This is a genomic window from Polaromonas sp. P1_F6, from assembly GCF_056405695.1.
In genome coordinates, this window is sequence record NZ_JBFUBQ010000005.1 from 227,259 (window position 1) to 241,487 (window position 14,229).

Here is a 14,229-nt window from a genome sequence, read left to right on the forward strand (position 1 = left end):
TGGTGCAGGAAGATGCATTGTTAGGTGCTTGCTGTGAATGCTATAAAAATAATAGCTGCTTGCGCAGAGCCAGTGGGCGCTATGGCCTGATTGTGCATCAGAAGGTGTAGCCCACACGGGTTTCATTGCCCTCAATCTCGTCGAGCAGCACCATCAGCGGCCCGAGCTGCCGGTAGCGCGCAGCGGTGTTGCGGGCGTATTTGATGAAGCGGGGTGTGTCGGCCAGGTATTTGGGCTTGCCGTCACGCAGCGTGAGGCGCGCAAAGATGCCCAGAATCTTGAGGTGGCGCTGCAGGCCCATCCATTCCACGGCCCGGTAAAACTCGCCAAAATCGTCACCGACCGGCAGGCCGGCCTTGCGGGCTTTTTGCCAATAGCGCACGGTGATGTCCAGTACGAAATCTTCTTCCCAGCTCAGGAAGGCGTCGCGCATCAGGCTGGCGATGTCGTAGGTGATGGGGCCGTAGACCGCGTCCTGAAAGTCCAGCACGCCCAAAGGTGGAGCCCCCACGCTTGTCGCTTCGCGTACTGCGCTGCCCCCCGAGGGGGTTAATTTTCCTAGGGGCGGCCCGTCGGAAAATTGCATGCCCCCTGCGTTGCTGGGCCGGGTGATCATCAGGTTGCGGGGCATGAAGTCGCGGTGCACAAACACCCGTGCGCCATTGAGCGAATTCAGGTTGCTGGCCTTGATCTGTTCGAAGATGACGTTCAGCTTGTCCTGAAGGCCGGTGTCCAGCGCCAGCCCGCGATGTCTGGCGACATACCAGTCCGGAAAGAGCGACAGCTCGCGCGACAGGAGTGCATCGTCGTAGGGCGGAAGCACGCCGGGCGTGGAGGCGAGTTGCCAGCGCACCAAGGCCTCCACCGCATCTACATACAGGTCGTAGTGCGCCGGAGTGGGGCTGGCGATAGCATCAACCTCGGCGGGCGGTCTAATCGCTTCCATCATGGTCTGCGCACCCAGGTCGCTTAGCAGCATGAAGCCCATTGGCTCATCCCAGGCCAGTACGCGCGGGGCAATCAAGCCGGCGCCGCTCATCAGGCCGGCGACTTTGACGAAAGGTCTGCAATCTTCCTGCGCAGGTGGTGCGTCCATGACGATGTAACTGCCATCGCCTGTTGCTGCGTCCACCCGGAAGTAGCGGCGAAAACTTGCGTCAGCTGATGCCGGCCTGATGGTGTCGACCCGCAGATTGTGCTGGCGGGCAGCGGCAGTCAGCCAGGCTTCGAAGGTCATGGCACGTGCCGGGTCGGCCCAGGCAATGGAAGGGGTGGTCATGTTTCTGGAGTCCCTGCCAGCCCTGCAATTGGGCGCTGGTTCGACATTGTGGGGACGGGGTGGAGGGTCATGGATAATCAGGCCTGATTTTACAAACGGGTTTATCTCACATAAACGATGCGCCGCGCATCCCCTTCGCCCTTTATTCTTTCCCCGATAGCTCAAGCTGTCTCCACGCTGGTGGTTTGCGCAGCACTGGGGATGACGGGTGCCGGGACGGCGCACGCCCAAACTCCGGCTGCGTCACCTGCTCCTTTTCAGGCCCCTTCCGCTGTTCCCCCCGCGGACCGGCCCGCAGGCGACACCCCGAAACTCAAGTCTTCGCCCCAGCTGGCCGAGCAGGTTTCCAGCGATCCCCAGGACAAGGGCCCCACATTTGTTTTTGGCGACCGGATTTCCGGCCGCCCCGATCTTGAAACCGTGATTGACGGCAATGCGGAATTGCGCCGCGGGTCTACCGCCATCCGCGCGGACCGCATTGAGTACTACCAGCCCGAAGACCAACTCAAAAGCCGCGGCAATGTTCGCATCAACCGGGCGGGCAACAGGTTTGAGGGTCCCGAGCTGGAGATCAAGCTGGACCGGTTTGAAGGCTTTTTCACGACGCCGGCCTACCGCTTCCTCAGCAACAGCGGCAACGGCCAGGCGGAGCGGATCGATTTCATCGATGAAGGCCATTTGACGGCCCAGCGCGCCAGCTACACCACCTGCGAGCGCAATGACGAGGCCAGCTGGGAGCCCTCATGGGTATTGCGCGCCAGAAGCTTCGAGTTTGACCTGGACCGCGAAGTTGGTGTTGCCAATGGAGCCGTTGTGCGTTTCAAGGATGTGCCTATCCTGGCTTTTCCCCGGGTGAGTTTTCCGTTGAGCGACAAGCGCAAGTCGGGTCTTCTGCCGCCCTCCATCGGCATGGGCTCAATCAACGGGTTTGAGTATCGGCAACCTTATTACTTTGATATTGCGCCCAATCGGGACGCGACATTTTCACCGGCGATCATGACCAAACGCGGGGTGGACCTCGCCGGCGAATTCCGCTACCTGGAGCCGAAGTACACAGGCGAACTGCAGGGAAACTTCCTGCCCGGCGACAAGTTGCGCAACCGTGACCGCTGGTCCTACAGTTATCAGCACGTTGGTGCCATCAGCAGCGGCCTGTCATCCGTCGGCGACCTGGGCATCAACCTCAACCTGAACCGGGTGAGTGACAACGATTATTGGCGTGACTTTCCAGCTCTCAAGGGGGCGACCACCCAGCGCCTTCTGCCCCAGGACGCGAGTTTGTCGTGGACCCGCGGGTTCTTTTCTTCGTCCATGCGAACGCTCAAATGGCAGACATTGCAGGATGTCACTTCGCCCATCGTTCCGCCTTACGACCGCCTGCCCCAGTTTGCAGCGGCGTACACCCGTGTGGATGCGCCGGTGGTGGGATTGGGCAATGGCTTTGACTGGTCGGTGGAGGGCGACTTCACCCGTTTTTCCGCAGATCGCCAGCTCACCAACCAGCCCAATAGTGACCGGGCATTCACGCGGCTGCAACTGAGCCGCCCCTGGCTGCTGCCTGCGGGGTACATCACCCCCAAAGTGCAGCTGCATGCCACGAGTTACAAATTTGATTCAGCGTTGCCCAATGGTGCGACAACGGCGTCGCGTGTTGTGCCTACCTTCAGCCTGGACAGCGGCGTGCAGTTTGAACGTAATGCCGGGTTCCTGGGCCGGAACTTTACCCAGACACTGGAGCCCCGGGCGTTTTATGTGCGTACTCCCTATCGCGACCAGAGTCTGCTGCCCAACTACGACTCCGGGTCCAACGACTTCAACTTCGCCACGGTCTTTACCGAAAACGCATTTGTCGGTAATGACCGTATTTCAGACGCTAACCTGCTGACCCTGGGCGTTACCTCGCGTCTGCTGGATCCTGCGACCGGTGCTGAAGCTGTGCGTGTCGGCATTGCGCAGCGCTTTCGTTTTGAGGATCAGAAGGTGACCCTGCCGGGTGTATTGCCGGTCACCGACCGCATCAGCGACTTGCTGGTCGGGGCTTCCGTCAATTGGGTGCCGCAGTGGTCTTTCGACAGTACGGTTCAGTACAACCCGAAGACCAAGCAATCTGAGCGTGCGTCGATTGGCGTGCGCTACAACCCCAGCAATTACCGCGTCATCAGTGCCGCATTCCGGCGCCAGCGCAATGTCAGCGAGCAAATTGACGTGGGCTGGCAGTGGCCCATCAATGATTTGTGGGGCGACAAGGGAAAAGATCTGGGCGCTGGGCAGGGCCAGGGAGGCGGCCGCTACTATGCCGTTGGGCGCCTGAATTACAGCGTGCTGGACAAAAAACTGGTCGACTCGATCATCGGTGTTGAATACGATGGTTGCTGCTGGATAGGGCGCGTGGTTCTGCAGCGCTCTCAAACCGGGACCGGAAGCTCGGATACGAAAATCCTGTTTCAGCTTGAACTTGTGGGGTTTTCGCGCCTCGGTTCCAACCCCCTGGAAACCCTGAAGTCGAATGTTCCACGTTACCAATATCTGCGTGAGAATACCAGCACGCCAAGCCGCTTTACTACTTATGACTAATAACCGCGCCGTCCCAAGATTTTTTTTGAACTCCACTCAAGCCGCCACAACGGCCATGGCATTGTCGATTGTGCTGATGGTGGGTGCTCAGGCGCAGGGGTTGCGGCCATCGGGTACATTGCGCCTGCCCGACGCGGCCACGGGCTCCCGGACTGCGTCGGCGCAAGGAAGCGCGCAGCGGCAGGCTGACTTCATTGTTGCCGTGGTCAACTCCGAACCCATTACCAACAACGAGGTTCGAAGCAAGTTGATTCGGACCGAGCAACAAATGCTTCAGATGGGCGCGACAGTGCCGCCGCGCAGTGAAATGGTCGGACAAATTCTGGAACGCCTGATCAGCGACAAGGCGCAGCTGCAAATGGCGCGCAATTCGGGTCTGCGGGTCGATGACAATGCCGTCGAAGCTGCGGTCCAGACCGTCGCCAGCCAAAACCAGATCACGGTCGACGAGCTGCGCAATCGCCTGAAAGCGGACAGGATTGACTATGCCCAATTCCGCTCGGAATTGAGGGACGAGCTTTTGGTCAGCCGTTTGCGCCAACGCGAGCTGGAGACTCGTGCAACGGTCACGGAGCAGGAAGTCGACCAATTTCTGCGTGACCAGGATGGCGGCACCCCATCGTCTTCGCTGGCGCTCAACCTCGCGGAAATTCTGGTGGCCGTGCCGGAAAATGCCACGCCCGATCAAGTCGCAGCGCTGCAGGCCAAGGCCCAGCAGGTGATGGACCGTGCCCGCAACGGTGCAGACTTCACGGCACTGGCCGCCGAAGTTTCGGCGTCTCCCACGCGCGCTTCAGGGGGCCTGATGGGGTTGCGGACTGCAGACCGCTATCCGGATCTCTTTGTTGAGGCGACAAGCAAATTGCAGGCGGGGGGCCTGGCGGGGCCGGTTCGGAGCGGGGCGGGATTTCACATCCTCAAAGTCATCGAAAAACGGCAAGGCGGCATGCCCAGCATGATGGTGGCACAAACCCATGCCAGGCATATCCTGCTCCGGTTGACGCCACAGCTCAGTGAAGCCGCCGCAGTGGAGAAGCTGGCGGGTTTTAAAAGACGCATCCAGGCCGGGCAGGCTGATTTCGCAGCACTCGCACGTGAGAACAGCGACGATGCCTCCGCAAAGGAAGGCGGTGACCTCGGCTGGGCAAGTACCGGCATGTTTGTGCCTGAGTTCGAGAAAGTCATGAACGGCCTGGCGCCCAATCAGGTCTCGGATCCCTTGGTATCCCGTTTTGGCGTCCATCTTATTCAGGTGCTTGAACGCCGCGAGACCCAGCTATCGCAACGTGAACAGCGGGAGATGGCGCGCGGTGTGCTGCGCGAGAAAAAGCAAAACGAAGCCTATGCACTGTGGATCCAGGAGATTCGGGGCCGCGCCTATGTGGAGTACCGTGACGCACCGCAGCTGTGAAGATCGCCTCAGGCCTTCCTTAAGGTTCCATTCGCGCTGCGTGGGCGGGTCAACTTTCCGGCTGACTTCTCCAAAAAACGGCAGTCTTGTTTGTATGCCAGTCTGGCGGCTTTAGGTCGCCCCCAATGTGAAACATATTCCGCGCAAGCGTTTTGGCCAGCATTTCCTGACGGACCAAGGCGTCATTGAGGGGATTGTGCAGGCGATTGCTCCACGTCCAGGACAGGCCATGGTGGAGATCGGGCCTGGATTGGCTGCGCTGACCCAACCCTTGGTTGAACGGGTGGGGCACTTGACGGTCATTGAGCTGGACCGCGATCTTGCCCGCCAGTTGCGATTGCACCCCCAGCTTGCCGTGGTTGAGTCCGACGTGTTGAAAGTGGATGTCCGCCAGCTGGCGCGAACGGCCTGTGCCGAAGGGCAAAAACTTCGGGTGGTCGGCAATCTCCCCTACAACATTTCCACACCCATCCTGTTTCATTTGCTGGATGCCGTGGAGGTCATAGAAGACCAGCACTTCATGTTGCAAAAAGAAGTGATAGACCGGATGGTGGCGGTGCCAGCTACCAGCGATTACAGCCGGCTCAGCGTGATGCTGCAGTGGCGCTACGCGATGGAAAACGTGCTGTTCGTGCCGCCGCACAGTTTTGATCCGCCGCCGCGGGTCGATAGCGCCGTGGTGCGCATGGTGCCGCATGCAGCGCCTGTGGCGCTGGACGTCAAGCTCCTGAGTGAGCTGGTGCAGGTCGCCTTTAGCCAGCGCCGCAAGTTGCTGCGCCACACCTTGGGAAAGTGGCTGGACAGCCACGGTTTTGGCGGGCAGTTTGATGTCCAGCGGCGCGCTGAAGAAGTCGGGGTGACCGAGTATGTGGCCCTGGCGCGGAGCGTAGCGCAACTGCGCAATTAGCTGTTCGGTACACCTGATATGAAGATATTTGTCATCTCACTTCCCGAGGCGACCACCAGGCGAGCGACTATTGACCGGCAAATGATGGCGCTGGGGCTGCGCTATAGCCTGATTGATGGTGTGCGAGTCGACCCAGAACGGCTGGCCGAGGTAGGCTACAGCGAAAGTGCGCGTCGGATTCGTTATGGTTACAGCATGTCGCCCGGGGAGGTCGGCTGTTTTCTGGCGCATCAGGATGCCTGGAGAGCAGTGCTGGCCGAGGGCGAAAAATGCCTGGTGCTGGAAGATGACGTATTAATTCCAACGCTAAGTACGGCGTTGCTCGCCCAGCTTGAATTGGCACCGTATCCCATGGTCAGGCTCGCAGGCGTCTTTGAGAAACGGCACAAATTCATCGGCGACACACCCTACGCAAAGTACTGGGGTGACCCTTCCGGCGCGGCGGCTTATGTGCTGGGACCGCGAGAGGCCGCGGAGCTGATACGGCGATCAACGCGGTTTTACATGGCCRTTGACGACTTTATGGAGGCGAGGCATTTACACGGTATCAACACCTATGCCTTGTTGCCCTATCCGGTCCGCCAGGCGGGAACCGACACGCAAATCGGCCATCGGGTTCGACCGCGATTGTCCGGCATCGCGCGTCTTCAGCTGATGCTGGTGCGCATCCCGATTGATATCAGCAAATATTTTCACCGCATTCTTTACTACATGTTTTAAGTCGCGGCGCGGTGCTGTCGGATGCGGCCGTTGCCTTAACTTCCGGCCTGGCGAAAAAAAGCCCGCAACAAGCGGGCCTTTTGTGAACCGGACAGCGCGCCTTTTTTCAGGCAGCTGCCAGCCAGTAACCCGCATTAAACGGGCTGCTCATGCGCAACGCCAGTGGCGACACGTCTACCAATTTGTCGGTCGGCATGATTTCTTCGCCTTCCGCGGTTGCTTGCTGGGCCTCATTCGCCCGATCCCCTTGGCCAATGTCTGGGGAGCGGGCTACAGAAAAGAATAGAAACATCTGAACGGTATCTTGCGATCCGCCCAGTAATCAGAGGCATCCCGGAAGATGTCGAGCAACTGCTCGCGCGCTTCCTTGTCAAATTTGGCGTTGGCCGGAATTTGCTCGAGCACGACAATAAAGCCGGGTTGCGGGCCTGACTTGTGGACCAGGTCCGTCATGCAGTCGTACAGTGCGTCGAAGTTTTTGCCGAAATGCGCCGGAAAGGTGTACTGCGCCGCAATCATGTCCAGCACGTCCTGCTTGCTCTGGGCGTTGCCCAGGTTGGCGTACAGGAAATGCTGGTTTAAATGTGTCGCGGCATCCTGCAGGTCTTGCACCCGGAAGGCCCGTATGGATTGAACGATATTGGGACGTACGCCGCGCAAGGGCGTTTCACCGTCCTTGCGCAAAGGCGTTTCGTTGTCCCGACGAAGTGGTGTATCCATCTCCGCTACTCTTTCTCTTAAGTCAAAAACTCAAAATAACGATCACAGTTCAATTTATTGAACGATTTTGCGAAAACTCGCATAGTGATCGTCGGTGTAATAACAGGCATCAGGTGCGACAGGTTTCAAGCCACCACAAACGATGCGCCGGGCTCCCCGGCTGCGCTCACCGGGCGTTCTGACGGTGTATTCGCGGTAGTAACCGCGACTTTGAGCCGGTAGAAGTCGTTCCCGGTTCCCAAACACCACGCCGTCCTTTTCATGCTTGAAAGGCCCGCCCTGGTAGATCAGCACCATCATGTCGCGTCCCTGGGGGGGCAATTGGACGGTCGCTATGGTCCCGATCGGAACCGGGCCCTTTGCCTGCACCATGCTGGGGATTGACCCGGCCAGACCGGTTGCCAAAACCAGCAACATGGCCGTTTTGGCCGCCCACCCATTGCGCAACATGAAAAAAACCTTTTTCTCGAATTCAGAGTTACCCACCGATTTTTCGGGTTAACCCTTAAATTTCAAGAGAGGTAGTTTGCCGCATGTGGCTAAAAAACGCAAGTGGATGCTGAAAATTTAGGCAGTAAAGAGAGAGGTCATTGATGCACTAAGTTAGTGCTAGCTATCTAATTTTGGCTCATCGACTCGCATTGGCATCCGCTACCGTCAGTGCGGTCATGTTGACAATACGGCGCACCGTTGCCGTAGCGGTCAGGATGTGCATGGGCTTGTTTGCCCCCAGCAAAACCGGGCCGATGGCGATATTGCCACCCGCCGCTGTTTTCAGCAGGTTGTAGGAAATGTTCGCTGCATCAATATTGGGCAGTACCAGGAGGTTGGCCTCACCCGTCAGGGTGCTGTTCGGCATGATGAGGGCGCGTGCATCGGCGTCCAGTGCCATGTCGCCATGCATCTCCCCGTCAACCTCAAGCCATGGCGCTTTCTCGCGCAGCAACTCCAGCGTGCGGCGCATTTTCAGGGCGCTGGGCAGGTTGGAAGAGCCAAAATTCGAATGCGACAGCAGAGCCGCCTTGGGCTTGATGCCAAAGCGCATCATTTCCTCGGCCGCCATGGTGGTGATCTCCGCGAGCTGTTCCGCAGTCGGATCGCAGTTGACGTGCGTATCGAGCAGGAACACCTGGCGCCCCGGAAGCAACAAGCCGTTCATGCAGGCATAGGTGTTGACGCCTTCGCGCTTGCCGATGACCTGATCCAGATAGTCCAGATGATGGGCCGTCGTGCCCCAGGTGCCGCAAATCAGCCCGTCCACGTCGCCTTTGTGCAGCAACATGCCGGCGATCAATGTGAGGCGGCGGCGCATTTCGATTTTGGCGATCTGCACCGTCACACCACGGCGTTCCATGAGGCGGTGATAGGTTTGCCAGAAGTCGCGGTAGCGATGATCCTGCTCGACATTGACGACGTCGTAGTCGAGCTCCTCCTTAAGGCGCAGGCCGAATTTTTCGATGCGTTGGGCAATGATGGCGGGCCGGCCGATCAGTGTCGGGCGTGCGAGTCCTTCATCCACCACGATCTGGCAGGCACGCAGCACGCGTTCTTCCTCACCCTCGGCATAGGCCACACGCTTGCGGCTGGCGGCCTTGGCGGCCGCGAAAATCGGTTTCATCACCGTGCCCGAGGCGTAGACAAAGCTTTGCAGCCGCTCGCGGTAAGCGTTCATGTCCTGAATGGGCCGCAGGGCCACCCCGCTGTCGGCCGCCGCCTGCGCGACGGCGGGCGCGATCTTCATCATGAGGCGCGGATCGAAAGGCTTGGGAATCAGGTATTCGGGCCCGAACGCCAGCTTTTCACCCACGTAGGCGGCTGCCACGACTTCACTTTGCTCGGCCTGCGCCAGCTCGGCTATGGCGTGTACAGCCGCGATTTCCATCTCGATGGTGATGGTGGAGGCCCCGGCATCCAGTGCGCCGCGGAAGATGTAGGGAAAGCACAGGACGTTGTTGACCTGATTCGGGTAGTCGGTGCGGCCGGTCGCCATGATGGCGTCGTCGCGCACGGTCCGGACGTCCTCCGGCGTGATCTCGGGATTGGGATTGGCCAGCGCCAGGATGATGGGCTTGGCGGCCATTTTGGCGACCATGTCTTTCTTGAGCACGCCACCGGCGGAAAGGCCCAGGAAGATGTCCGCGCCAGCGATGACGTCGGCAAGCGTGCGTGCATCGGTCTTCTGCGCGAACTGGATCTTGTCTTCGTCCATCAGCTCGGTGCGGCCTTCATAGACCACGCCGGCCAGATCGGTCACGAACACGTTTTCGCGCTGGATGCCCAGCTTGAGCAACAGGTTCAGGCAAGCCAGGGCGGCCGCGCCCGCGCCGGACGTCACGAGCTTGACTTGCCCCGGACCTTTGCCGACAACCTTGAGCGCATTCAGGACGGCCGCACCTACGGTGATGGCGGTACCGTGCTGGTCATCATGGAAGACCGGGATCTTCATGCGCTTGCGCAGCTCACGCTCGATATAAAAACAGTCGGGCGCCTTGATGTCTTCAAGGTTGATGGCGCCGAAGGTCGGCTCCAGCGAAGCAATGATGTCGACCAGCTTGGCCGGGTCTTTTTCGTCGATCTCAATGTCGAACACATCCACGCCGGCGAACTTCTTGAACAGCACGCCCTTGCCTTCCATGACCGGCTTGGAGGCCAAAGGGCCGATGTCGCCCAGGCCCAGCACGGCGGTGCCGTTGGTCACGACAGCCACAAGGTTGCCGCGGCTGGTGTACTTGAAGGCGTTATTCGGGTCCTTGACAATTTCTTCGCAAGGTGCGGCGACGCCTGGCGAATAAGCCAGGGCCAGGTCGCGCTGGTTGGTCAGCTGTTTGGTCGCTGCGATGGCGATCTTGCCCGGGGTCGGAAACTCGTGGTATTCAAGTGCGGCGAGGCGCAATTCGGCGCGTTTTTCTTCGCGATTGGCTTCAGTGCTATTGGGCGTCGCGGTGGGGGGTGTCGGCATCAGCAAGGTCTCCAGCGGAAACGGTCGGGTCGACCGTCAATTTCTTGTAAGGTCTGCGATTGTAGGCCGTCGGAGGGGAAAACCCTAGTAAGTGAATCTACGCAAAAAGGTGTATTGCTTTTGACTTTTCAGCACAGAAAGCCGCTTTGCCGCGGAGCTCATTCACGATGGCGGCGCGTAGCCGTTTTTTGAGCGCTTTAAGCGCGAAATAAAAAAAGCCAGGTTGGCGGGCCTGCGCCGCTCAGCGCGCAACACCCAGCAAATGGTCCAGGCGCTCGGGCTGCTCGCGCAACGCCTGGGCCGTTCCGGTGTGGACTACCATGCCGCGGTCCAGCACCACGGCGCTGTCGGAAATCGCCAGAATGGCTTGCGGGTGCTGCTCCACGATGATGGCGCTCAGGCCCTCTTCGCGTGTGATGCGGCGAATGGCGCGCAGCAGCTCCTCCACGATGATGGGCGCCAGGCCCTCCAGCGGCTCGTCGAGCAGCAGCAGCTTCGGGTTGAGTACCAGCGCCCGGCCCACAGCCAGCATCTGCTGCTCGCCGCCCGACAGCTGCGTGCCCAGGTTGCCCTTGCGCTCGGCCAGGCGCGGGAACATGACGTACACGCCCTCGGGGTTCCATTTGCCCGGGCGCGCCACCGCCGTCAGGTTCTCGTGCACCGTCAGCGACTTGAAGATATTGCGCTCCTGCGGCACCCAGCCTATGCCGGCCGCCGCGCGTTCGTGCGAGGGCAAATGGTGCAACGCGACCATGGATGTGCCCGCCCCGAACGAGATGGCGCCGCCGTGCTGCCGCGTCGCGCCTGCCAGTGTGTTGATCAGCGTGGTTTTGCCGGTGCCGTTGCGGCCCAGCAGCGCGAGCGTCTGTCCCTCGCCCAGCGTGAACGACACCTCGTGCAGCACCACTGCCTCACCGTAGCCGGCGCGCAGTTTGTCGACCTTGAGCAGTTCAGCCATGAGCCACCTCTTCGCCATGGCCCAGATAGACCGCCTTGACCTGAGGGTCGGCCGCGATTTCCTCAGGCGTGCCCTCGGTCAGCAGCGTGCCGTTGACCAGTACCGTCATGGTGGTGGCGAAGCTGAACACCAGGTCCATGTCGTGCTCGATCAGCAGTACCGACACGTCAGCGGGCAGTGCGGCCACGGTCTGCAGCAGTTCTTCGCGCTCGCCGGCCGGCACACCCGCCACGGGTTCGTCGAGCAGCAGCACACGCGGCTCGCAGGCCAGCGCCACGGCGATTTCCAGCAAGCGGCGCTTTCCGTAGGCCAGCATGCGTGTCGGTTGATCCATCACTCCGGTCAGGTGAAACTGCTCCAGCAACTGTTCGCAGCGCTCGGCCACGCGCCGGTTGCGCCCCAGCGCCTGCCACCATTTCGCGCCGAGCCCCGCTTGTTGCGATACGGTCAGTGCCAGCGTTTCCAGCGGCGTGAGCGAATCGAAGAGCTGGTTGATCTGGAAGGTGCGCACCATCCCGCGCTTGACGCGCTGGTGCGGCGCCAGCCGCGTGATGTCTTCGCCGTCGAGGAGGATGCGGCCCTCGGTCGGCTGCAGCACGCCCGTCAGCAGGTTGACCAGCGTGGTCTTGCCCGCACCGTTCGGCCCTATCAGCGCATGGCGCGCGCCGCGACGCAGGTTCAGGCTCACGTTGTTGGTGGCGGCAATGCCACCGAAGCGCATCACCAGCCCTTGCGCGGACAGCACCGCGTCGCTGTGCGGCGCCGCGCTCATGGCTGGCCTCCGCGCTTAGGCAACCATGCCCAGGGCCGGACCAGGCGCTCGCGCCCCACCAGCACCAGCACCACCAGGAAGAGGCCTATCCAGAAGGTCCAGTACTGCGGCGTGATGGACGACAGCGCGTCCTGCATCAGCTTGAACACGATGGCCCCGGCTACGCCGCCATACAGCCAGCCAGCGCCGCCGACCACCAGGATCAGCAGCACATCGGCCGAACGATGAAACTCAAACAAATCCAGCGAGGCAAAGCCGGTGGTTTGCGTCATCAACGCTCCCGCGGCGCCCGCGACGCCGGCCGCCACCGTGTAGACCACGGTCAGCCGTGAAGCGACCGGAATGCCGATGGCCATGGCGCGCAGGCGGTTGTCGCGTATCGCCTTGAGTGTCGCGCCCAGCGGCGAATGCACGAGGCGACGCATCAGCACAAACAAAATGAGCAGCACGGCCAGCGAGTAATAGGCGGCGGTGCGGCCCGACAGGTCAAACTCGAAGCGGCCCAGCAGCGGGCCCATGACCACGCCCTGCAGGCCGTCGGCGCCGCCGGTCAGCCAATCAAGCTTGTTGGCCAGTTCCAGCAGAATCAGCGCCACCCCCAGTGTCACCATGAGCCGTGTCAGGTCGCTGCCGCGCTGGATGGTGAGTGAACACACGGCACCCAGCAGCGTGGCGGTGGCGATGCCCACCGCCAGGCCCACCAGCGGGTCCGGCATGACCAGCTTGGCGAACAGCGCCGCCGCATAGCCGCCTATGCCGAAGAAGGCTGCATGGCCCAGCGAGACGATGCCGGTGTAACCCAGCACCAGATCCAGCGACACCGCGAACAGCGCGACGATGGCGATCTCATTGATGATGGACGCGTGGCTGGGCATCAGCACTGGCGCGGCGAAGGCGGCGAGCCAGAGCACCGGTTCCCAGAGCTTCCAGCGGCTGTTTTTAAGCAGGGACGTTTGAGTGTTCATTTATCTGCCGCCCTTGCGCACAAAGAGGCCCTGCGGCCGCCAGATCAGGATCGCGATCATCAGGCTGTAAACGATGAAGGCCCCCAGCTTGGGGATGTAGTACTTGCCCGCCACGTCGGCAATGCCCAGCAGCAGCGCGGCCAGCAGCGGCCCGGTGATCGACGTGGTGCCGCCCACGGCCACCACGATCAGGAAGTAAATCATGAACTTGAGCGGAAAGCTCGGATCCAGCCCCAGCACTTCGGCGCCCAGCGCGCCGCCCAGGCCGGCCAGTCCCGAGCCGACGGCGAAGGTCGAAAGGAACACGATGTTGACGTTGATGCCCAGGCCGGCCGCCACGCGCTGGTCGTCCACCGAGGCACGCAGGCGGCTGCCGAAGCGTGTGCGAGTCAGCACGTATTGCAGGCCTACCGTCAGCCCAGCGCACACCGCAATGATGAACAGCCGGTAGTGGCCCATGCCCAGCATCCAGGCGCCGCTGCCGATCTCGGTGCGGCCCTTGAGCCATTGGGGCAGCTGCACGATCTGCTGCGTCGAGCCGACGAAGTAGTCCACGCTGGCCACCGCCATGAACACCAGGCCGATCGAAAACAGCACCTGGTCCAGGTGCGGCTTGTTGTACAGCGGCCGGTACAGCGTGCGCTCCAGCACAGCGCCCAGCAGCGCTGAGCCGGCGAAGGCCAGCGGCAGGCACAGCAAAAAAGGCACGCCGAAGTGCTGCATCAGCAACACGGTGATGTAGCCGCCGGCCATCGCGAAAGCACCATGCGCGAGGTTGATGAAATTCATCAGGCCCATGGTCACCGCCAGGCCCACCGCCAGGATGAACAGCAGCATGCCGTAGGCGATTCCGTCAAAAAGAAGGGTCAGCATGCTTTGGCCAGAGGATCAGTGTTTGCTTGAGAGAGGTCCGTGCCAGGAATACCGCGGAACCGGCTTCGCCGGGCCGCTGGTGTTGCCCCCA

12 protein-coding genes are annotated in these 14,229 nt (G+C 61.0%); 4 read left to right on the forward strand and 8 right to left on the reverse strand.

The features are described from left to right. Positions 1 to 97 precede the first annotated feature (97 nt). Entirely contained in the window at positions 98 to 1,279 is a 1,182-nt protein-coding gene (locus AC1DY9_RS16505) for an aminoglycoside phosphotransferase family protein (protein ID WP_477667063.1), read from the reverse strand. Between the two features lie 117 nt (positions 1,280 to 1,396). Between AC1DY9_RS16505 and AC1DY9_RS16510 the strand changes: the two genes are divergently transcribed. The 4 genes from AC1DY9_RS16510 (at position 1,397) to AC1DY9_RS16525 (ending at position 6,891) form a co-directional block, all read left to right on the forward strand. Then, positions 1,397 to 3,853 (forward strand): LPS-assembly protein LptD, encoded by a 2,457-nt coding sequence (locus tag AC1DY9_RS16510; protein WP_457281932.1) that lies wholly within the window; start codon positions 1,397 to 1,399, stop codon positions 3,851 to 3,853. Further along, a complete protein-coding gene (locus AC1DY9_RS16515; RefSeq protein WP_457282088.1) occupies positions 3,846 to 5,264 on the forward strand; it encodes a peptidylprolyl isomerase in 1,419 nt (472 codons plus the stop codon). The genes AC1DY9_RS16510 and AC1DY9_RS16515 overlap by 8 nt, the downstream gene beginning before the upstream one ends. A gap of 127 nt (positions 5,265 to 5,391) precedes the next feature. Further along, positions 5,392 to 6,171: a 16S rRNA (adenine(1518)-N(6)/adenine(1519)-N(6))-dimethyltransferase RsmA gene (gene rsmA / locus AC1DY9_RS16520; protein WP_477667064.1), complete on the forward strand. Its 780-nt coding sequence runs from the start codon at positions 5,392 to 5,394 to the stop codon at positions 6,169 to 6,171. 18 nt (positions 6,172 to 6,189) lie between these two features. Then, complete coding sequence (locus AC1DY9_RS16525) at positions 6,190 to 6,891, forward strand: glycosyltransferase family 25 protein (RefSeq protein WP_477667065.1); 702 nt, start codon at positions 6,190 to 6,192, stop codon at positions 6,889 to 6,891. A gap of 270 nt (positions 6,892 to 7,161) precedes the next feature. Here AC1DY9_RS16525 and AC1DY9_RS16530 read toward each other — a convergent pair whose 3' ends face one another. The 7 genes from AC1DY9_RS16530 to AC1DY9_RS16560 all read right to left on the reverse strand — a co-directional run bounded on the left by AC1DY9_RS16530 (position 7,162) and on the right by AC1DY9_RS16560 (position 14,138). Beyond that, entirely contained in the window at positions 7,162 to 7,611 is a 450-nt protein-coding gene (locus AC1DY9_RS16530) for a barstar family protein (protein ID WP_348050784.1), read from the reverse strand. A 54-nt stretch (positions 7,612 to 7,665) separates the two neighbouring features. Then, positions 7,666 to 8,061, reverse strand: a complete 396-nt coding sequence (locus tag AC1DY9_RS16535; protein WP_457282089.1) for a guanyl-specific ribonuclease — start codon at positions 8,059 to 8,061, stop codon at positions 7,666 to 7,668. Between the two features lie 178 nt (positions 8,062 to 8,239). Further along, complete coding sequence (locus AC1DY9_RS16540; protein ID WP_457281935.1) at positions 8,240 to 10,570, reverse strand: NADP-dependent malic enzyme; 2,331 nt, start codon at positions 10,568 to 10,570, stop codon at positions 8,240 to 8,242. Positions 10,571 to 10,811: 241 nt separating this feature from the next. After that, positions 10,812 to 11,528, reverse strand: a complete 717-nt coding sequence (locus AC1DY9_RS16545) for an ABC transporter ATP-binding protein (RefSeq protein ID WP_477667066.1) — start codon at positions 11,526 to 11,528, stop codon at positions 10,812 to 10,814. Then, on the reverse strand, positions 11,521 to 12,300 hold the full coding sequence (locus AC1DY9_RS16550) for an ABC transporter ATP-binding protein (protein WP_457281937.1): 780 nt from the start codon (positions 12,298 to 12,300) through the stop codon (positions 11,521 to 11,523). The genes AC1DY9_RS16545 and AC1DY9_RS16550 overlap by 8 nt, the downstream gene beginning before the upstream one ends. Next, entirely contained in the window at positions 12,297 to 13,265 is a 969-nt protein-coding gene (locus tag AC1DY9_RS16555) for a branched-chain amino acid ABC transporter permease (RefSeq protein WP_477667067.1), read from the reverse strand. Before AC1DY9_RS16555 ends, AC1DY9_RS16550 begins: the two co-directional genes overlap by 4 nt. Further along, positions 13,266 to 14,138: a branched-chain amino acid ABC transporter permease gene (locus tag AC1DY9_RS16560; RefSeq protein WP_477667068.1), complete on the reverse strand. Its 873-nt coding sequence runs from the start codon at positions 14,136 to 14,138 to the stop codon at positions 13,266 to 13,268. It lies immediately after the preceding gene. Positions 14,139 to 14,229 lie beyond the last annotated feature (91 nt).